Source organism: Enterococcus sp. MSG3299, assembly GCF_050555765.1.
In the GTDB taxonomy this organism is placed as follows: domain Bacteria; phylum Bacillota; class Bacilli; order Lactobacillales; family Enterococcaceae; genus Enterococcus; species Enterococcus faecalis.
In genome coordinates this window covers 1,273,487-1,291,815 of record NZ_CP187869.1, presented here as the reverse complement: position 1 = coordinate 1,291,815, position 18,329 = coordinate 1,273,487, and the positions used below count along the sequence as shown (strand labels likewise).

Genomic DNA, 18,329 nt, shown 5'->3' with positions numbered 1-18,329 from the left:
ACTAACTAAGCTTTTTTATTAAATTTCATTGATTGCTTCGTTTCTCAAAAAAAAACAATCCCTTCGCCATAAGCGCGAAGAGATCGAGTCATTTTATCTTATTTAGCTTGATTTAATAATTGACTGATTTCTTTTTTAGTTAAATCACGATATTGCCCTGGTCGCAAACCTTGTAAGGTCAACTCACCGTAACGTTCACGTTTTAATTTTTGAACAGGGAAACCAACAGCTTGAAACATTTTCTTCACTTGATGATTACGTCCTTCATGAATCGTTAATTCCACGACACTGCTACCTGTTTTAATATCCGCTGAAAGAATTTGAAAATTGGCTGGTGCTGTGCGTTTGCCATCAATGCGAATGCCTTTGGCTAATGGCAATAGATCTCGTTTAGTTGGTACACCTTTAATTTTTGCTACGTAGACTTTATCTACTTCATGTTTAGGATGGGTTAATTTTTGTGAAAAACTTCCATCATTCGTTAAAAGTAACAACCCAGAAGTATCATAATCCAGACGACCGACTGGATAAATTCGCTCAGTAACATCTGTAAAATAATCCGTTACTACTTTACGGCCTTTATCGTCAGACACCGCAGAAATAACCCCTCTTGGTTTATAGAATAAATAATAACCATATTCTTCTTGATAAATTGGTACACCATCAACCTCAACAGTATCTTGTTTACTTACTTGCGTTCCTAATTCTTTAACCACTTGGCCATTGACTTTTACGCGACCTTTGACAATTAATTCCTCTGCTTTGCGACGCGAAGTCACCCCAGCATGAGCAATTGCTTTTTGTAATCTTTCCATTGTTTAAGCTTCCTCGCCTTCTGTTGTTTCAGACATTGGGTTCGTTTCTTGATAACGATCAAAAAATAGATCCATTGGTAGTTCTTCTTCTAATTCATCTTCCATTTGTTGGATATCTGGTAATTCATCTAAACTTTTCAACCCAAAGTAATCCATAAAATACTTCGTTGTGCCATACAAAATTGCTCTACCAGGACCATCTACGCGGCCTTTTTCTTCTATCAACTGACGGGCAACTAACTTTTGGATAGAGCCAGAAGTCTGTACGCCACGAATTTCATCAATTTCAATACGCGAAATTGGTTGCTTATAAGCAATAATGGATAATGTTTCTAGCGCCGCTTGTGATAAGGCGTTCGACATAGGCGATTGCGCATATTTTTTTAGTAATGAGGCATATTTTTTCTTAGTTGTTAAGACAAAATGATTGCCGACTTCTAAAATATTCAACGCTGATTTATTGTCAGAAGCATAATGTTCTTTCAATTTCGTTAATTCTTCATAGGTTTTTGCTGTTGACTTCTCTAATAAGTACGCAAGCTCTTCCAAGCCAATTCCTTCTTCGCCAACCACAAATAAAATTGCTTCAATTTGACTAACTAATGTCACTGTGTTTCCTCCACCTCTGTTGTATCTTCCTGCTGGGTTTCTGTATTAAATAACAAAATTTCACTATAATTATTTTCTTGTTCAGCATAAATCACGCCTGTTTTCATTAATTCTAAAAGAGCCATGAACGTTGTCACAATTTCTTGTTTGGAATAAGAATCGAAGAAAGAATCAAACGACACTGCCTTCCCTTTCTGTACTTGACGCATACGTTCTGAAATAGCGGTGATTTTTTCTTCGATGGAAACATCGTCACTAGCAACAGTTGTTTCAACAGGCTGGCGATTTTTTTTCTTTTCTAACATGGCATGAAAGGCTAGAAATAAATCAATTGTATTAATTTGATTAGGCGGTAGTGTTGTATCTTCCTCTTTATAATCATCCATATCCATTGGTTCTTTTGTATAATAGAGTTTACGTTCTTCTTCTTTTTCATGTAAAACAGTCGCTGCATATTTAAATTTCCGATACTCCAATAACTGAGCTACTAAAGCTTCCCGTGGGTCTTCCTCTTCAAAAAAATCTTCATCATCAATGATTTCAAGCTCTTGTTTTGGAAGCAACATCTGACTTTTAATAGCCATTAAGGTGGCAGCCATGACTAGATATTCTCCAGCGACTTCTAACTCTAAGGTTTGCATCGCATGAATATAAGACATGTATTGTTCAGTTACTGCTGTAATGGGAATGTCATAGATATCGATTTCTAATTTTTGAATTAAATGTAGTAGAAGATCCAGTGGTCCTTCAAAGACATCTAGTTTTAAATTAATTTCTTGCAAAAACGACACCTACTTTCTTTTCTCGACTTCCTAGTTTACCATAAATTTATTCGTTTGTGGGCATTCTCGCAAATTAAGCCCGAGGAAAATGTTCCTTATAAACATCTGCCATTCGTTGTTTGGTAATATGTGTATAAATTTGTGTCGTGGAGATATCTGCATGTCCTAATAATTCTTGCACGATTCTAAGGTCTGCGCCATTTTCCAACAAATGTGTCGCAAAGCTATGTCGTAATGTATGCGGGGTAATATTTTTCTCTATCTGGGCTTCTCGAACAATCTGTTTTAAATTTTTCCAAATGCCCTGTCTAGATAACGGTTCACCATGATGGTTAACGAATAGGTGTGTTTCATTCGGATGATTTTTAATCAATTGAGGTCTGGCTTCGTTCATATAGCGCTCAATCCATTGAATCGCATAATCGCCTAAAGGGATAATTCGTTCTTTGTCCCCTTTTCCGATTGTTTGCAATAAACCAATGGATAAATGCAGATCCCCTAATTTTATTTCAATTAGTTCACTAACTCGCAGGCCCGTTGCATACATCACTTCTAAAATAGCACGATTCCGCATACCTAGTGGTTTACTTGTATCAGGCGTTTCAATTAATCGAGTCACTTCGTCAACAGATAATGTACTTGGCAATTTTTGAACTTTCTTGGGGGAGTCAATATGTTGCATCGGATTATGTTCGCTTAAGCGTTCTTGACGTAAAAATTGATGAAATCCTCTCAAACTAGAAATCATCCGAATCACACTTGCTGAAGCTTGCTGTTCTTCGTGAAGGGATTGCAAAAATTCTGTAATCATGTAACGGTCAACTTCGTCCCAAGAATGCAGGCCTTGTTCTTGTAAAAAGGCTACGTATTTTTTTAAATCTCGTTCGTAACTCCGTCGTGTGTTATTTGATAAGCCCCGCTCTATTTGTAAATAGTGTAAATAATCGACTAATTGTTCTTCCATTATCCTTCCCTCATTTCTAGTACTATCCTATCAGATTATGCCCTAGATTGCATGGGTAAATTCCAACTTATTAAAAAAAATCAACTGACAACAAAAGACTTGTTCACTAAGTCGTTAACTTAAGAACAAGTCTTTTGTTGTTGCTACTATTAGTAAAGAATAAATTTGTTATTTTATATATTTATCTAGAAAAGCAGCTACTGTTTCCTTATATTTTTCTGGGTTTTTATTATAAGCTTTCGCATGCTCTGCTCCAGGCACGACATATTTCTCTTTAGGTCCTTGGGTTGCATTATAAACTTCGTCTAACATACTAAACGGCACAAACGTATCATTTTCACCATGAATAAAGAGCATTGGTAAATGATTCTTTTGTAATTGTTTAACAGCGCTTGCTTCCCCAAAGAAATAGCCAGCTCTAAGTTTCGTAATCCCGCTAGTAACATTAACTAATGGGAAACTTGGTAAATTGAAAAGCTCTTTCAATTGATATTGCAACTCCTGATTGACTGTAGAATAGCCACAATCTTCCACAATGGCTTTCACGTTATCTGGTAATTTTTCCCCGCTCGTCATCATGACTGTAGCAGCACCCATACTGACACCGTATAAAGTGATTTGTTCTTGCTGACCATTTTCGGTTAAAACTTTCTCAATCCATTGGACATAATCTTTACGATCGGGCCAGCCGAACCCAATATAATCTCCTTGACTTTTCCCGTGACCACGCGCATCTGGCGCTAACACATTGTAGCCCCAATCATGATACATTTTCGCAAAGACAGACATCGTTTCTGCCGAACCCATATAACCATGCGCCATAATAACGGTACGATTACTTTTTTTGTCGGCTGGTAAATAAATGGCCTTTAGACGTAGCCCATCTTCCGAAGTAATTGACCATTCTTGTCGATTTTTGTCATCTTTAAACCACGCGCCTTCAGGTGTCTGGACCACTTTTGACCCTGGGGTATTCTCATTTATAAAGTCTTTCTTTCCTGGAACTACTGCATAATTATAAAAATATAAGCCTGCCGCAATTAAACCAATTGCAATTACTACAATAAGCGCAATCAAAATTTTTAACCATCGATTCATCTACGTACTCCTTTTATTTAAACTGTATGATTCATTATAAGTTGTCGCCCTTTTTTTGACAACTACCATTCAAAGATTCAGCCATCTTTCTTTACCACTACAATGGGACAATTTTGTTGCGACAAAAAAAGCATAGCACAAAAATATTACCTTTTACGCTATGCTCCACTTATCTATTTATAGGAAACTAAAAATTATTTATTTTCAATAAGTTTAAAACTTGACCATGGTTTCAAAAATTCTAATAAGAAACGTTCGTCATCAGAAATACGACCAACCACATTTACACGGCCATCATTTTTCATTTCTTTTAAAGCAATTTGTGTTTCCCCTTTGTATTGTCCATAGCCAACGTTGTCAATCAAGACATCGCCTCGAACAATATCTCTCGTTGTATGAGCTGGGAAAGGACGATCTTTATAGTAAACACGTGTCATTGTTGAACGCAAAACGTAATCAGAACGATCTCCACGATAACTGTGTAAGTTATCGAACAATGCAATTCTTTCATCTTCTGTGATTTCTGGTTCTGTATCCACTTTGATCGAAGGATACGGTGCATGAAAGGCTTCTGCCATTGCTGCTAATTCTGCTTCTGAGGCATAAGCATTTCCGACAGAAATATCATCGATTAATCCTGTTAAAACTAAATGCTTAACTTGCGTTGCAATTTCTAAATCGCGGTGGTCTTCCAAAGAACATAACCCATCTTGTGTCGGCCATGGCCCAAATGTAGCATCGTGTGAGTTCACAAACGCCATCGTATTTAAATTATATTTTCTAAATTTTTCTGAACAATAAACAAAATGCTCATAGCCTAAGCCTGTATAACGATGTGGATAGAAATTATGTGAGCCTAGTAAATTTTCTGTGTTTGGTGAGTAGGCCATAATATTATCTACATAACTTGTCCCTGAACTCATATTAATTTCAATTTTAATGCCATAAGGGTTTCTTGTCATATTCGCCTCTTCTTGCCCAGTAAAACCAAGATCTAAACGAATACCGTAAGCGCCCATATCATGGAAAAATGATAAATCATCATAAGAGATGCCTAATTGTTCGAACAATGCAGGATTAATATCGACCATCACTTCCATACCTAATTGGTTGGCGTAATCTACGACTTTTTTAAACTCTGCTAATACCTTTTCCCGATCATCATTGATTTGCAATAAACTAGTAAAGACACGCTTAAAGCCGTATTTATGAGCCAAATCCAAATATGCTTTGTCCTTTTCAAATGTTGAACGTTCTGGATAAATTGAAATACCTAATTTTCCCATGTGATTGCCTCCTAAATTGTAAAACATAATAATGTATCTGCTTACATTGTAACAAAAAAAACAAAAGTGGTCTACACCTTTCCTATAGGAAATCTTATAAAAATTCCACTGGTTTGTTATCTTCTCTTTTGTTATGATAAAAAAGAACCTAATTGTCAGTGTGAAAGGAAGAGGAAAACAGATGAAACATAAGAAAATGCTTGCTGTTGCTTCAGTTGCAGCATTCACCTTGCTTTTAGCAGGCTGTAACACAACCAATAATAAAGGCACGACCGCAACGAGTGATTCTGTCGCTAAATCCAGTGAAAGCAAAACAAAGGATCCGGTCGACTTAAATTCACTAGATTTACCACAACTAGATGACAAAGTTGCCGAAGATCAAGACTTAGTCCAAATGGTTACTTCAATGGGAAATATTGAAATCAAACTATTTCCTAAACAGGCTCCAAAAACTGTCGAGAACTTTATGAAACATGCCAAAGATGGCTATTATGATGGATTGACTTTCCACCGCGTCATCAATAACTTTATGATCCAAGGTGGCGATCCTAGCGGTGATGGAACTGGCGGAAACAGCATCTGGAATAAACCATTTGAAGATGAATTTTCAAACCAGTTATATAACATTCGTGGCGCGTTATCAATGGCGAATGCAGGACCTAATACTAACGGCAGTCAGTTCTTTATTGTCCAAAATACAGATGATCAATCTGATGGCCTTTTATATGATGATTATCCAAAAGCAATCATTGATGCTTACAAAAAAGGCGGCTATCCTTCTCTTGATAAAAAACATACTGTTTTCGGTCAAGTTACCAAAGGAATGGATATTGTTGATAAAATTGCCAAAGTCGAAGTTGGTGCCAACGATAAACCAAAAACCGATGTTAAAATTGAAAAAATCAATATTCTTCAAGAAGCAAAAAAATAACAAAAAGTCAGAACGTATCTTCAGCGTACGTTCTGACTTTTTGTTATTTTTGAATCGCTTGTAATGCCTTTTCTGGCACTTGGTCTTGATTGACCTCTTCATACGTATTGATGTGGGCTCCTTTATTTGAGACTTTTAGATAATGATCTGTTTTTAATTCATGGTCCGCTGTGAAAGTTATTTCTCGCGTTTTGCCTTCCTCATCTGCGGCTACTTGCGTATAACTAGCAATTCCATAGCCATTAACACTATCGGCTTTCTTTGTTTTAACATACACATTTCCTTCTTTAACCAATGGATTTAATTGATCTAACACACCAGCTAATTCGCCAGAGTTCTTCTCTGCGTAAAACTTGGCCCCAAATAAACCACCACCAATAACAATTGCTGTCACCACTAAAAATTTAATAAATTTCATCACATAAATCCTCCCGAGTAATTATTCTCTGTTACTTCTTCCAAAGTATAGCAAGTTTTAAACAATCCTTCCTCGGGCGCAACGACCAGTTTTTTCTCAGACTTATGTCGTATTTTTGTTATTTTGAATAAATAACAAAACACTACTCTTCTATCAATAATTGACTTAATAATTGAATTTCTTGATTCTTAGTTAAGTCAATTGTTTTCATTGTAACTGCTGTAGCTAAACCTAAATAGATTACCACCATTTTAGGAAATAATTCGACAAATTTTCCTTTGTCCATTTGTACATATTTTTTATCCAATAATAAACGCTCTTCAAAAAAAGTTTGAAGCATTTGCTGCAATTCTTCTTCATAACCATGTGCTTTCATAAATAACGCCGTATAGATTTTTTGATGTTTTTGGGCAAATAATATAAAGTTCAGACCCAATGCAATCACTGGGTCTGAGGCACCGACATCTGCTTTATAAAATAATTGCATACGATGAAATAACGATTTAATTAAGGTTCGTTTTAAATCGTCCATGTTGACAAATTCTAAATAAATTGGCTGCGTAGAAATCCCCATAGTATCTGCAATATTTCTAGCAGTTAAATTAGAAAAACCTTTATCTACTAAAATTTTTTCAGCTACGTTTAAGATTTTTTCCTTTGTATATACCTTCGTTCTAACCATTTTCATACCCCTTTTCTCTTTTAGTTAACAATAACTTTATTATGTTCACACAAAAGAAAACCATTTTCATTATATATATAATATTTTACACTTTTTTATGCGTTTCTTTTCTCAAAATTTTCTATACATTTCAAAAAAATTGAGAATTTTCATCACCTATAAACAAATAGGTCCAGAACAAAAGGTCATCACCTTTTGTTCTGGACACTAAACGGCTGCACTCTTTATTCTTCTATTTGTTTGCCTTGTTCTTTGGCAAGCTCATTTTTATCATAAGCTACAAAGAACGGATAGTAAATCAAGATGGCCACTAGAATTAAAACAATATTCAAAACAGCAGCACGCCAATCGCCGCCTGTCGCCATAAAGGCGCCAATTGGTCCTGGTAAGGTCCAAGGAGCGGTAAAGACAACTTCACTTACTAAACCTAATTTTGTGGCAAACCAAGCAATCGTTGCTAAAACCATTGGTGCAAAGATAAAAGGAATCATTAAAATAGGATTTAAGACAATCGGTACACCGAAAATAACTGGCTCATTAATATTAAAAATAGACGGTGCTAAAATAGCTTTTCCTAGTTTTGAACCATATTCTGATTTTGCCCGGAAGGCTAATAATATAGCTAAACCAATTGTGGCTCCAGCACCACCAATCCAAATAAACCATTGGTAAAAAGGTTCTGCCGCAATCCGAGGTAATGCTTCGCCAGCTGCTTTAGCAGTCGTGTTTTCCTCTAATAGTTGTAGCCATAGAGGACGCGCCAACGATCCTACGATTGAAGCGCCGTGAATCCCAAAGAACCAGAAAAATGTGGTTAAAAAGACTAACAGCAAGACACTCAATAAAGAGTCCGCTGCTTGAACTAGTGGTCCCACTAAGTTCCCTACAAATGTGTGCCAATCAAAGCCTAAATAATAAGTGATTGAACCAATCAATAACATGACAATTAACGTCGGAGTCAGCGATTCAAATGAACGAGCAACAGCAGGTGGAACGTTATCAGGCATTGTAATTTTGAACTTAGACTTATCTGTCACTCGATAGATTTCGACAGCAATAATTGACGTCACAATCCCAACAAACATCCCTGCACCACCCAAATTAGCCATTGGTAAAACAAACCCAGAAACGCCAGCTGCTTTACTGGCTTCCTCAGGAATCGCTACAGGTACTAATGTTAATAAAAAAGCAATCGTAGCCAAAATCCCTCCAGAGACTTGATCAAGATTATATGATTTCGCTAAACTAGCGCCAATGCCAAAAGTCGCATATAACGCCATAATGTACATTGTCATTCGGTAAGGCAGTAAAATTGTAGCAGCATTACTTGTTAAAAATTGAGTAATGCCCCAAGATTCTGGTAACGGCGGAAACGCAATAATTAGAAAAAAAGAACCGACAATAATTAAAGGTAATGTCGCAATAATCCCATCCCGCACCGCACGTAAATGGCGCTGATTGGCAATTTTAGCCATTGGTCCAGCTAGATGATTTTCAATCCAAACAGTCAGTTTATCTAACATAAATAACACTCTCCTCTGTTTTTCTCTTAAAAAATAACTCCTTTAATCAGCCATAAATAAGAGATAAGCTCTAATAAAATAAGAGAAATTAAAAACAACCAAATAAAACGCTTACAAAAACCTGTTTTCGTTTCAATAAAATAATGACTATACGCTAACGCAAAAGCAATCCCAACAGGCAAAAAAATCATGGCACCAATATTAAACGGCAGACCGAAAGTCCATAATAAAACACTCGGCAACAGGACACCACATAAGAGCCCCATACTAAAAAGAAAACCGGCACTTTTAACTGAAAACTTAGGAACCATTGCTTGATTGTTTTCCATTTCAATTTCGCTCCTTTCGTTTGTTATTTTGTTACATTTAAAATTATAAGCTATTAAAAATATTATTTCAATCTATTCGCTAATTTAATACTAATTTTAAAATAAAAAACCAGTTCACTGAGTGAACTGGTTTTATGCTTATTCGACAAATTCAAATTCAAAATTACCAATCCGAACAATGTCGCCATCTTTCGCGCCACGTGCTCGTAATGCCTCATCGACACCCATACCACGTAATTGACGTGCAAAACGCATTACTGTTTCATCATGATCGAAATTCGTCATTTCAAATAATTTTTCTAATTTTTCACCAGATAAAACCCATGAAGCATCTGGTTCACGATCAATCGTAAATTCTGGACCTTCTGGTTGGAAGCCATAACGAACGGTTTCTTCCTCTACCACTTCATCTTCATATAATGGGAATTCAGGCGTTACTTCCAACAAGTCAGCTGTTGCATTTAATAAAGGTTCAATACCTTTACGAGTAACCCCAGAGATTGGGAAAATAGGTAGCTTATCGGCATACTCATCGGTGCGTTCCTTCGCAAGTTGCTCTTTAAATTTCGCTAAATTCTCTTCTGCTTCAGGCATGTCCATTTTATTGGCAACAATAATTTGAGGTCGTTCCATCAAACGTAAATTGTGTGAAGCCAATTCTTTATTGATTGCCAAATAATCTTCGTAAGGATCGCGTCCTTCCATGCCACTCATATCAATGACATGTAAAATAACACGCGTCCGTTCAATGTGGCGTAAGAACTGTGTTCCTAAGCCGACACCTTGAGAAGCTCCTTCAATTAAGCCTGGCAAATCTGCTGCAGCAAAGCTTCGACCATCACTAGTAGTCACCATCCCTAAGTTTGGAACTAACGTCGTAAAATGATAGACACCAATTTTCGGACGAGCGGACGAGATAATAGAGAGTAACGTTGATTTCCCTACAGAAGGAAACCCAACTAAGCCAACATCTGCTAAAACTTTTAATTCTAATTCAATTTTACGTTCTTGGCCCGGTTCGCCGTTTTCGGCAATTTCTGGTGCAGGGTTTCTTGGGGAAGCAAAGCGAATATTCCCACGACCACCGCGTCCGCCTTTTGCTACTACTAAGGTCTGACCATTCTCAATTAAATCCCCAATTAAGGCTCCAGTTTCTGCATCACGAACTGTTGTACCTGGTGGAACTTTGACAAGTAAATCTTCTGAACCACGACCGTGCATTCCTTTACTCATACCATTTTCTCCAGGTGTCGCCTTAAAATGACGATTAAACCGGAAATCCATTAATGTGCGTAATCCTTCTTCAACAACTAAAACAACGTCGCCACCGCGACCGCCATCACCACCAGCGGGACCCCCGTCTGGTACATATTTTTCTCTACGGAAAGCAACCATTCCGTCGCCGCCTTTACCAGCTTTGACATCAATCGTCACTTGATCTAAAAACATGGACATATAATTTGTCCTCCTATTCTACTTCTACTATCTTTAATCACCTCAAAAAGCGTGATTCGAAAGTCTTTATTATTGTATCGGGAAAACAACCGTTTGTCTAGCAATTCTAGTTAGTTATCGTTGGAAAAAGCAAAATTTCTCATGAATCTTTCGCTTTCTTTTTGTCGCTTCGCTATCAGTCTTTTGACAAAAAAATTTTAGAGGTTCATACTATAGATAGTTGAAGAAAATCACTTTTTCAGCAAGGGTCCAAAGAAACACAAACATCTAAAGGAGGAATTTTTGTTATGACAGTCAAAGTAGGAATTAACGGTTTTGGAAGAATTGGTCGTTTAGCCTTTCGCCGAATAAAAGAAGTTTCTGATGATATTGAAGTTGTGGCAATCAATGATTTGACTAGCCCAACAATGTTGGCTCACTTATTACAATTTGACTCTACGCATGGCACCTATCCTGGCACCGTGACAGCCACTGAAAATGGCATTGTTGTTGACGGCGAAGAAACCCGTGTCTACGCAGAACCAGATGCAAGTAAAATCCCTTGGGTTAAAGAAAACGGAGTAGACATTGTGCTTGAATGTACAGGTTTTTATACCTCTGAAGAAAAAGCACAAGCTCATTTAGATGCAGGTGTGAAACGTGTGGTTATCTCTGCTCCTGCAGGCGCAATGAAAACAATCGTTTATAACGTCAATGATGATACACTTGATGCCAACGATAAAATCATTTCTGCCGGCTCATGTACGACAAACTGTCTAGCACCGATGGCTTACTTTTTAAATAATGAATTTGGTATTGAAGTTGGTACCATGACAACTGTTCATGCCTACACATCAACACAAATGCTATTAGATGGCCCTGTTCGTGGCGGAAATCTTCGTGCGGCACGCTCTGCTGCAGACAATACTATTCCCCATTCAACTGGTGCTGCTAAAGCAATTGGCTTAGTTATTCCAGAACTTAATGGAAAATTACAAGGCCATGCCCAACGTGTTCCCGTTGTGGATGGATCCTTAACAGAATTAGTTAGCATTTTAAGAACAAAAGTAACAGCTGATCAAGTAAATGAAGCAATGAAAAAACACACCATTGATAACCCTTCTTTCGGTTATGATGATCGCGAAATTGTTTCTGGAGACATAATCGGCACGACAGAAGGTTCGATTTTTGACCCAACGCAAACAGAAGTAACGACAGCTGGCGATTTCCAATTAGTGAAAACTGTGGCTTGGTATGACAATGAATATGGTTTTACTTGCCAAATGATTCGCTTATTGGAAAAATTCGCTAATTTATAATGCCAATAAATAAAAAACTGCCTTGCATTGAGCCGACCCCCAAAAGTTAGACCTAGAAATCTAACTTTTGGAGGTTTTTTTGTATGGCAAAATACAGTTTTGAATTTAAACTTAAACTTGTTCATGACTACTTATCTGGTCAAGGAGGTCTAAGGTTTCTCGCAAAGAAGTATGGGTTTAAAGATAGTTCTCAAATAAGCAAATGGATAAATGCCTATAAAGAACTTGGTGAAGAAGGCCTACTTCGCAGTCGAAAAAATAAGAATTACTCTGTTCAATTTAAGCTAGATGCGATAGAGTTATATTTAACAACAGAGTTGTCCTATCAAGAAGTAGCTAATCTTCTAAAAATGAACGAATCGCACGAATCATTCACAGTCTCTGAAGACACTTTCGATTAAAAGATATTTTGGAAACCCTAAGGTTTCCAAAATCTACTTACATGTACTGGCAAAAACGCCTCGACAGAACAGCTTCAACACAAATCATCGAAGAAGAAATTCAAGCGATTCGTAAAAAACATCAACATTATGGCTATAGAAGGATGACCCAAGAATTGAAACGACGTGGATTTCAAGTGAATAAAAAGAAAGTCCAGCGATTAATACAAAAGTTAAAGTTACAAGTCAAAGCTTTTACTAAGAAATCAAGAAAATATAATTCCTATAAAGGAACCATTGGTAAAATCGCTAAAAATTTGATTCGTCGCCGATTTAAAACTTCTGTTCCTCATCAAAAAATTACAACTGATACAACTGAATTTAAGTACTTTGAAGCAGATAACGCAGGCATCTTTCATCAGAAAAAACTATACTTAGATCCATTTATGGATATGTATAATAGTGAAATTCTAAGCTATAGCCTTTCTACTCAACCAAATGGTAAAACAGTTATGGAAGGTCTGAAAGAAGCAATTTCTCAAACAAATGATTGTCCCTATCGGCGCACCTTTCACTCTGATCAAGGCTGGGCTTATCAAATGAATGTCTATATACAAACATTAAAGGACAACAATATCTTTCAAAGTATGTCTCGAAAAGGAACCTGTTTAGATAATTCTCCTATGGAGAATTTCTTCAGTATCCTAAAACAAGAAGTGTACTATGGAAAAATCTATCAAAGTCAAAATGAATTGATAGAAGCAATTGAGAACTACATTTATTATTACAATCATCACCGAATCAAGGAAAAACTTAACTGGAAAAGCCCAGTAGAATTTCGACAATTCAATCAAAAAACTGCATAAAAATAGAGTGGAAAAATCCACTCTATAAAAAGTCTAACTTTTTGGGGTCACTACACATAAATTAATGCAAGGCAGTTTTTTTAATGTTTACTTTGACAACTTTGACAAATACCATGAAAAGTTAAGCGATGATCTTTGACTAAAAAATGATACCGACTTTCAACAATTTGCTCTACTTCACCAAGCAAGTCTTCTTCCACTTCCTCAATTGTGCCACATTCTAAGCATAACAAATGGTGGTGAAAGTGTTTGGCGCCTTCTTTTCTTAAATCATAGCGAGCTAAACCATCGTTAAAGCTCACTTTATCAACGACTTTTAAGTCTGTTAAAATTTCTAGCGTTCGATAGACTGTTGCTAGACCAATTTCCGGACTTTTTTGTTTTACCAAGAAGTAAATTTCTTCTGCTGATAAATGATCTTTTTCATTTTCCAATAATACAAGTACGGTTGCTTCCCGTTGTGGTGTTAATTTAAAGCCTGATTCATGTAATTGTTTTTTTGTCTTTTTTAAAGCAGCAGTCGAATCCATTATTACAGCTCCTTGTTTAGAATGATTACAAATTAAGAAACTTAATTTATCAATCAAATTAAAATAATTATAAAAGAAATAACTGTAATTTGCAAGATATTCTCAATTAGCTACCTTAATTTTTTTCTTTTGATTGTTCTAACGAGCCAATTAGAATTGTTTTACCGTCTTCTTGTTTAATTAATTTTTGTTTCATTAAATGGCCTAAGGCGCGTTTAAATTGAGCTTTACTAATGCCAAAGGTTTGTTTAATTTCATCAGGGCTTGATTTATCGGTGAAAGGAATTTGGTGATCGTTTGCTCTTTCTAAGAAAGTTAGAATCATTAACGCATCATCGCTGATTACTTCATGACTTCTTGGTTTTAATGAAAGATTCAATACGCCGTCCGGCCGCACGCCAATCACACGTCCCACTACTTTTTCACCTAAACGTGGTTCCTGGAATCGTTCAGAAGGATGGATAAATCCAATGTATAAATCATCAGTTAAAATATACGTTCCTGCAAGTTTCAGACGATACACATGCCCAGTTAAGTTTTGGTTTTGCATTTCAGCATTCCCGCGTTTTGCCATTGCTTTAAAGACTTTTTCATCTGCTAATTCGCCCCAAATGCGGTCTTTACTGTCCACTTTTAAAGTAACCATTACTCGGTCTTCTTTTTTAGGCCAAAGTTCCCGCATAGTTGGTAATTCATCCAACGAAATAACGACATCTTTATCTGGTAAGCCAACGTCTACAAAGACACCTAAATCACGTCTCGTTCCTGTGACAGTACCAAAGCCATAGCTACCAATGCGCACAGTAGGAATTGTAGTTGTCAGTGCTGGCTCTTGTTTTTGATTTAAATAACCAAACCCTTCTACAGCTTCCCCTATAGCATGCGTACCTTCTTCTTTTTTTAAACGGAATGTGATGCCATTTTTTTGAACAAAATAAAATTGTTCATTTTCATCGACCACAATGCCGGTAAATGTTGTTGCTAGTAATTCTCTCATTTATCATTAACTCCTCAAGGAAAATCAATCGAACAAAAGATTTCCGCTTTTGTTCGATTGTTTCTATTTTCTTTTATTGCCCTGCATTACGAGAAGCGTTCCCTTTGAACCAACCTGTTTTAGCATTGATTGTAACTAAATACATGTGAACATTTTTCTCTGTAGTGCCTTCTAATAATTTTGATTGATTGTTTGTTGCATAAAGATTGTAGTAACCTTCGCCATTCACAATTTTGGCAGGTTCTAAAGAATATCCGCCAGGAACCACATAGCCACGAGCAATCACTGTGTCTAAGACTTTTTCTTTCACACCTGGTGCCCATGTCCACGCTGGATTGCTACTATCAGCGATATCGGCAGCATCTGGCGCATAAAGCGGACTAGTGTAAACCCCGTCACTGTTCGGCGCCGTGTAGCCATTCGCTTCTGTTTTCGCTGTTTCTTCCTTCTTAGCGTTCTCTTTTTTCGCGGCAGCAGCTTGTTTTGCTTGTTCTTCTGCTTGTTTTGCTTGCTCTGCGGCAGCTTGTTCTTCTGCAATTCTTTTCTGTTCTTCTTCAACCTTGGTTAACGCTTGGTCAGCTGTCGTGACTTGTTTGACCAGTTCTTTTTTCAGCTTATCACTTGTTACTTTATCTACTTCTGCCTTAGCAGCTTGATACGTGTCTCGATTCAGCTGATTGGTAGTTTTTCCATCTTTATAAATGACCTCAACTGTTTTTTTAGCTTTTTGTAATTGGTTGTATTGTTGGTTCGCTTGATCGATAGCTTGGTTCATCAATTGGTCAAATGGATCATTTCCTGTTAATTTCTTTACGGAAATTGGTTGATCAGCAGCTAGAATCGCCGGTTTCAACTCATTGCCATTGACAATCGGGGCCTCAAATAATTGGTTGATTTGTTGAATGATTTGTTGCTTCTCTTTCAATGTTTGAATTTGTTTATTTAATTGAGAATACTCTTCTGAATCTTTAATTTCCGCGACTTGTTTTGAGAGTTTTTCTGGACTAACAGTCACCATATCGGGTTTAATAAAAACTTGCTCCTTCGTGGTATAAAAGGCTGCTAGTTCATCTTTCAGCGTATCTGTTTTCTTGGTTAGTGCCGCCGCCTCTTGTGCGGCAGCTTTTTGCGTTTGATCATGATACGCCCAAGCACTACCTCCAGCTAATAAAACAACCGCAAGCGCAACGAAAACTACTTTTTTTGATGGTTTCTTCGGAGCAGGCGCTGGTTGAGCATTCCCAGTTTCATTCATCGGTGGTATCACACCTGAATCTGAAACTTTTTCCTCGGTTGCATCAGCTTCACTCGGTGCTTCTAGCGACGCTGCACTTGTTAACCCTTCTTCAGAATCTGAAATGGATTCAGTTGGTGTTTCGGCTTGGGTTAATACTGCCTCACCGCTGTTTTCTAACTCTTGGGTCTCTGCTGTTTCTTCTGATGGATTTTCAGACATTTCTGTATCTGCTCGATGCGCTTGAATATAAGCTTGCAAAGTTTCGTTTGGTGTTACATCTTGATCTTCTATCGGTGGTTGTGAAAAAATTTCTTCTTCAGAAGTGGTAGAGATAACTTCAGTTCCTGAAATCTCTGTTAAAGCTTCCTCTTCAGACTTCACCGTCTCAGATACCTCAGCTGTTTCTGCTTCAACAGTAGTTGTTTCTTCCGTTGTTTCTTCTGTTGAATGAGTAGGCGTCTCTTCTGTCGCTAGTGTCGACTCCTCCACCGAATCATGAGTCTCCTCACTACCCCCTTCTTGAAGCGATGTTTCTAGACCAGAAACACCCTCTGAATCAGAGACTATTAAGTTATCTTCTGTTGACTCCTCTTTTTTGTCATCATTACTTTCTTCTTCTGGTGATTCGCCAAACAGTTCCATCACATGGCCTAAGCTCATATCTTTTAACTCAGACCATTCAATATTCTCATTTAATTGATCTTCGTGTTGTTCATTTTCCTGTGTTTCAAAATCTATATTTGTTGAAGTCGTTTCCACTTCTTCTTTATCAACTGTTGTGTCAGTTAGTGAATAGCCACATGTTGGGCAGGTCGTTAATTCTGCATCGAATTCGTTCCCGCACTTCGGACATTTCTTTGTCATTCTTCCGCCTCACATTCTGCTAATATTCCATTACTTCTAATTTACCACAACTTGCGCCTTCTTCCAATAACTAGCAATGACATTTAGAGACTTTTTAAAAATCAAAAGCGGCTCTTCTCGCATGCACGAAAAGAGCCGCTAAACGGTATGTTTATTCTAAAAAGTCTTTTAATTGTTTTGAACGAGAAGGATGTCTTAGTTTTCTTAACGCTTTTGCTTCAATTTGACGAATACGTTCGCGAGTGACACCGAAAACTTTTCCGACTTCTTCTAGCGTACGTGTCCGACCATCATCTAAACCAAAACGTAAACGTAAAACATTTTCTTCACGGTCTGTTAAAGTATCCAGAACATCTTCTAGTTGTTCTTTTAACAATTCGTAAGCTGCATGTTCAGCAGGACTGGTAGCATCTTGGTCTTCAATGAAATCACCTAAATGTGAATCATCTTCTTCACCAATTGGTGTTTCTAAAGAGACTGGCTCTTGTGCGATTTTTAGGATTTCACGAACTTTTTCTGTTGGTAAATCCATTTCCGCACCAATTTCTTCTGGCGTTGGTTCTCTACCTAAATCTTGCAATAGTTGGCGTTGAATCCGAATCAATTTATTGATTGTTTCAACCATGTGAACAGGAATTCGAATCGTTCTAGCTTGGTCCGCAATTGCCCGCGTAATCGCTTGACGAATCCACCAAGTAGCATACGTAGAGAATTTGAACCCTTTACGGTAGTCAAATTTTTCAACAGCTTTCATTAAGCCCATATTACCTTCTTGAATTAAATCTAAGAATTGCATACCACGACCTACATATCGTTTGGCAATTGAAACAACCAAACGTAAGTTAGCTTCTGCTAAACGTTGTTTTGCTTCTTGATCGCCTTCTTCAATTTTAAGTGCCAATTCAACTTCTTCTGCGGCAGTTAATAATTGAACGCGCCCAATTTCTTTTAGGTACATACGCACGGGATCATTAATTTTAACACCTGTTGGCGCAGATAAGTCTTCTGCTTGGGCCTTTTCCGCTTCTTTTTCATCTTTTTTCAAGCTATGTTCACTTGGGTCTCCATTTTCATCGACTACGCTGATACCAGCATCTTCAACTTTTTGGATCAATTTTTCCATAGCTTCTGCATCCAAAGTATACGGTGTGGCTAATTGATTCGCTAAATCATCATAAACCACTGTTCCTTTAGGCTTGTTTTCTTTGATAAATGCTGCCACTGCAGCTTCATATTTTTTACTTGTTTCTTTTTCCATGAAAGAA

Annotated in this window: 17 protein-coding genes and 1 pseudogene; 3 read left to right on the top strand and 15 right to left on the bottom strand. The window is 37.2% G+C overall.

Annotated elements, in window-relative coordinates:
- Window positions 1-98: 98 nt before the first annotated feature.
- The 6 genes from IGL23_RS06355 to IGL23_RS06330 all read right to left on the bottom strand — a co-directional run bounded on the left by IGL23_RS06355 (window position 99) and on the right by IGL23_RS06330 (window position 5,554).
- Window positions 99-815 (bottom strand): pseudouridine synthase, encoded by a 717-nt coding sequence (locus tag IGL23_RS06355; RefSeq protein ID WP_002357624.1) that lies wholly within the window; start codon window positions 813-815, stop codon window positions 99-101.
- A gap of 3 nt (window positions 816-818) precedes the next feature.
- Window positions 819-1,424: an SMC-Scp complex subunit ScpB gene (gene scpB / locus IGL23_RS06350; RefSeq protein WP_002357625.1), complete on the bottom strand. Its 606-nt coding sequence runs from the start codon at window positions 1,422-1,424 to the stop codon at window positions 819-821.
- Window positions 1,421-2,215, bottom strand: a complete 795-nt coding sequence (locus IGL23_RS06345; RefSeq protein WP_002390627.1) for a segregation/condensation protein A — start codon at window positions 2,213-2,215, stop codon at window positions 1,421-1,423. Before IGL23_RS06345 ends, scpB begins: the two co-directional genes overlap by 4 nt.
- 64 nt (window positions 2,216-2,279) lie before the next feature.
- Window positions 2,280-3,170 carry a site-specific tyrosine recombinase XerD gene (xerD, locus tag IGL23_RS06340; protein ID WP_002360354.1) on the bottom strand — a complete coding sequence of 297 codons (891 nt, stop codon included), beginning with the start codon at window positions 3,168-3,170 and terminating at the stop codon, window positions 2,280-2,282.
- Between the two features lie 168 nt (window positions 3,171-3,338).
- The gene (locus IGL23_RS06335; protein WP_002357629.1) at window positions 3,339-4,268 is read right to left on the bottom strand and encodes an alpha/beta hydrolase; all 930 of its coding nucleotides are present in this window, start codon (window positions 4,266-4,268) and stop codon (window positions 3,339-3,341) included.
- Window positions 4,269-4,462: 194 nt separating this feature from the next.
- Entirely contained in the window at window positions 4,463-5,554 is a 1,092-nt protein-coding gene (locus IGL23_RS06330) for a DUF871 domain-containing protein (RefSeq protein ID WP_002360357.1), read from the bottom strand.
- Between the two features lie 181 nt (window positions 5,555-5,735).
- Here IGL23_RS06330 and IGL23_RS06325 point away from each other — a divergent pair, with 181 nt between their 5' ends.
- Window positions 5,736-6,485 (top strand): peptidylprolyl isomerase, encoded by a 750-nt coding sequence (locus tag IGL23_RS06325; RefSeq protein WP_033595209.1) that lies wholly within the window; start codon window positions 5,736-5,738, stop codon window positions 6,483-6,485.
- A gap of 43 nt (window positions 6,486-6,528) precedes the next feature.
- On the opposite strand, the gene IGL23_RS06320 is transcribed toward IGL23_RS06325, so the two are convergent.
- The 5 genes from IGL23_RS06320 to obgE form a co-directional block, all read right to left on the bottom strand.
- Window positions 6,529-6,903, bottom strand: coding sequence for a YxeA family protein (locus tag IGL23_RS06320; RefSeq protein ID WP_002357632.1), 375 nt, complete (start codon window positions 6,901-6,903; stop codon window positions 6,529-6,531).
- A gap of 142 nt (window positions 6,904-7,045) precedes the next feature.
- Window positions 7,046-7,591 (bottom strand): TetR/AcrR family transcriptional regulator, encoded by a 546-nt coding sequence (locus tag IGL23_RS06315; RefSeq protein WP_002360361.1) that lies wholly within the window; start codon window positions 7,589-7,591, stop codon window positions 7,046-7,048.
- 218 nt (window positions 7,592-7,809) lie between these two features.
- Window positions 7,810-9,108 carry a PTS sugar transporter subunit IIC gene (locus IGL23_RS06310; protein WP_002363934.1) on the bottom strand — a complete coding sequence of 433 codons (1,299 nt, stop codon included), beginning with the start codon at window positions 9,106-9,108 and terminating at the stop codon, window positions 7,810-7,812.
- A 26-nt stretch (window positions 9,109-9,134) separates the two neighbouring features.
- On the bottom strand, window positions 9,135-9,437 hold the full coding sequence (locus IGL23_RS06305) for a hypothetical protein (RefSeq protein WP_033595210.1): 303 nt from the start codon (window positions 9,435-9,437) through the stop codon (window positions 9,135-9,137).
- A 138-nt stretch (window positions 9,438-9,575) separates the two neighbouring features.
- A complete protein-coding gene (gene obgE, locus IGL23_RS06300; protein WP_430619686.1) occupies window positions 9,576-10,892 on the bottom strand; it encodes a GTPase ObgE in 1,317 nt (438 codons plus the stop codon).
- Window positions 10,893-11,179: 287 nt separating this feature from the next.
- On the opposite strand from obgE, the gene gap reads away from it, so the two are divergent.
- Both gap and IGL23_RS06290 read left to right on the top strand, forming a co-directional pair.
- The gene (gene gap / locus IGL23_RS06295; protein WP_033595214.1) at window positions 11,180-12,190 is read left to right on the top strand and encodes a type I glyceraldehyde-3-phosphate dehydrogenase; all 1,011 of its coding nucleotides are present in this window, start codon (window positions 11,180-11,182) and stop codon (window positions 12,188-12,190) included.
- Between the two features lie 83 nt (window positions 12,191-12,273).
- A pseudogene (locus IGL23_RS06290) lies at window positions 12,274-13,436 on the top strand (IS3 family transposase).
- Between the two features lie 80 nt (window positions 13,437-13,516).
- Here IGL23_RS06290 and IGL23_RS06285 read toward each other — a convergent pair.
- The 4 genes from IGL23_RS06285 to rpoD all read right to left on the bottom strand — a co-directional run bounded on the left by IGL23_RS06285 (window position 13,517) and on the right by rpoD (window position 18,322).
- A complete protein-coding gene (locus IGL23_RS06285; RefSeq protein WP_002357640.1) occupies window positions 13,517-13,966 on the bottom strand; it encodes a Fur family transcriptional regulator in 450 nt (149 codons plus the stop codon).
- A gap of 115 nt (window positions 13,967-14,081) precedes the next feature.
- Entirely contained in the window at window positions 14,082-14,963 is an 882-nt protein-coding gene (locus IGL23_RS06280) for a CvfB family protein (protein WP_002361792.1), read from the bottom strand.
- A gap of 73 nt (window positions 14,964-15,036) precedes the next feature.
- Window positions 15,037-17,064, bottom strand: a complete 2,028-nt coding sequence (locus tag IGL23_RS06275) for a cell division site-positioning protein MapZ family protein (RefSeq protein ID WP_033595218.1) — start codon at window positions 17,062-17,064, stop codon at window positions 15,037-15,039.
- A gap of 151 nt (window positions 17,065-17,215) precedes the next feature.
- Complete coding sequence (gene rpoD / locus IGL23_RS06270) at window positions 17,216-18,322, bottom strand: RNA polymerase sigma factor RpoD (protein WP_002360364.1); 1,107 nt, start codon at window positions 18,320-18,322, stop codon at window positions 17,216-17,218.
- Between the last annotated feature and the right edge of the window lie 7 nt (window positions 18,323-18,329).

Bases quoted from the DNA above. Each gene is read 5' to 3' on its own strand.
- IGL23_RS06355 (WP_002357624.1), bottom strand. From the start codon at position 815: ATGGAAAGATTACAAAAAGCAATTGCTCATGCTGGGGTGACTTCGCGT.
- xerD (WP_002360354.1), bottom strand. From the start codon at position 3,170: ATGGAAGAACAATTAGTCGATTATTTACACTATTTACAAATAGAGCGG.
- IGL23_RS06335 (WP_002357629.1), bottom strand. From the start codon at position 4,268: ATGAATCGATGGTTAAAAATTTTGATTGCGCTTATTGTAGTAATTGCA.
- IGL23_RS06330 (WP_002360357.1), bottom strand. From the start codon at position 5,554: ATGGGAAAATTAGGTATTTCAATTTATCCAGAACGTTCAACATTTGAA.
- IGL23_RS06325 (WP_033595209.1), top strand. From the start codon at position 5,736: ATGAAACATAAGAAAATGCTTGCTGTTGCTTCAGTTGCAGCATTCACC.
- IGL23_RS06320 (WP_002357632.1), bottom strand. From the start codon at position 6,903: ATGAAATTTATTAAATTTTTAGTGGTGACAGCAATTGTTATTGGTGGT.
- IGL23_RS06315 (WP_002360361.1), bottom strand. From the start codon at position 7,591: ATGAAAATGGTTAGAACGAAGGTATATACAAAGGAAAAAATCTTAAAC.
- IGL23_RS06310 (WP_002363934.1), bottom strand. From the start codon at position 9,108: ATGTTAGATAAACTGACTGTTTGGATTGAAAATCATCTAGCTGGACCA.
- IGL23_RS06305 (WP_033595210.1), bottom strand. From the start codon at position 9,437: ATGGAAAACAATCAAGCAATGGTTCCTAAGTTTTCAGTTAAAAGTGCC.
- obgE (WP_430619686.1), bottom strand. From the start codon at position 10,892: ATGTCCATGTTTTTAGATCAAGTGACGATTGATGTCAAAGCTGGTAAA.
- gap (WP_033595214.1), top strand. From the start codon at position 11,180: ATGACAGTCAAAGTAGGAATTAACGGTTTTGGAAGAATTGGTCGTTTA.
- IGL23_RS06285 (WP_002357640.1), bottom strand. From the start codon at position 13,966: ATGGATTCGACTGCTGCTTTAAAAAAGACAAAAAAACAATTACATGAA.
- IGL23_RS06280 (WP_002361792.1), bottom strand. From the start codon at position 14,963: ATGAGAGAATTACTAGCAACAACATTTACCGGCATTGTGGTCGATGAA.
- IGL23_RS06275 (WP_033595218.1), bottom strand. From the start codon at position 17,064: ATGACAAAGAAATGTCCGAAGTGCGGGAACGAATTCGATGCAGAATTA.
- rpoD (WP_002360364.1), bottom strand. From the start codon at position 18,322: ATGGAAAAAGAAACAAGTAAAAAATATGAAGCTGCAGTGGCAGCATTT.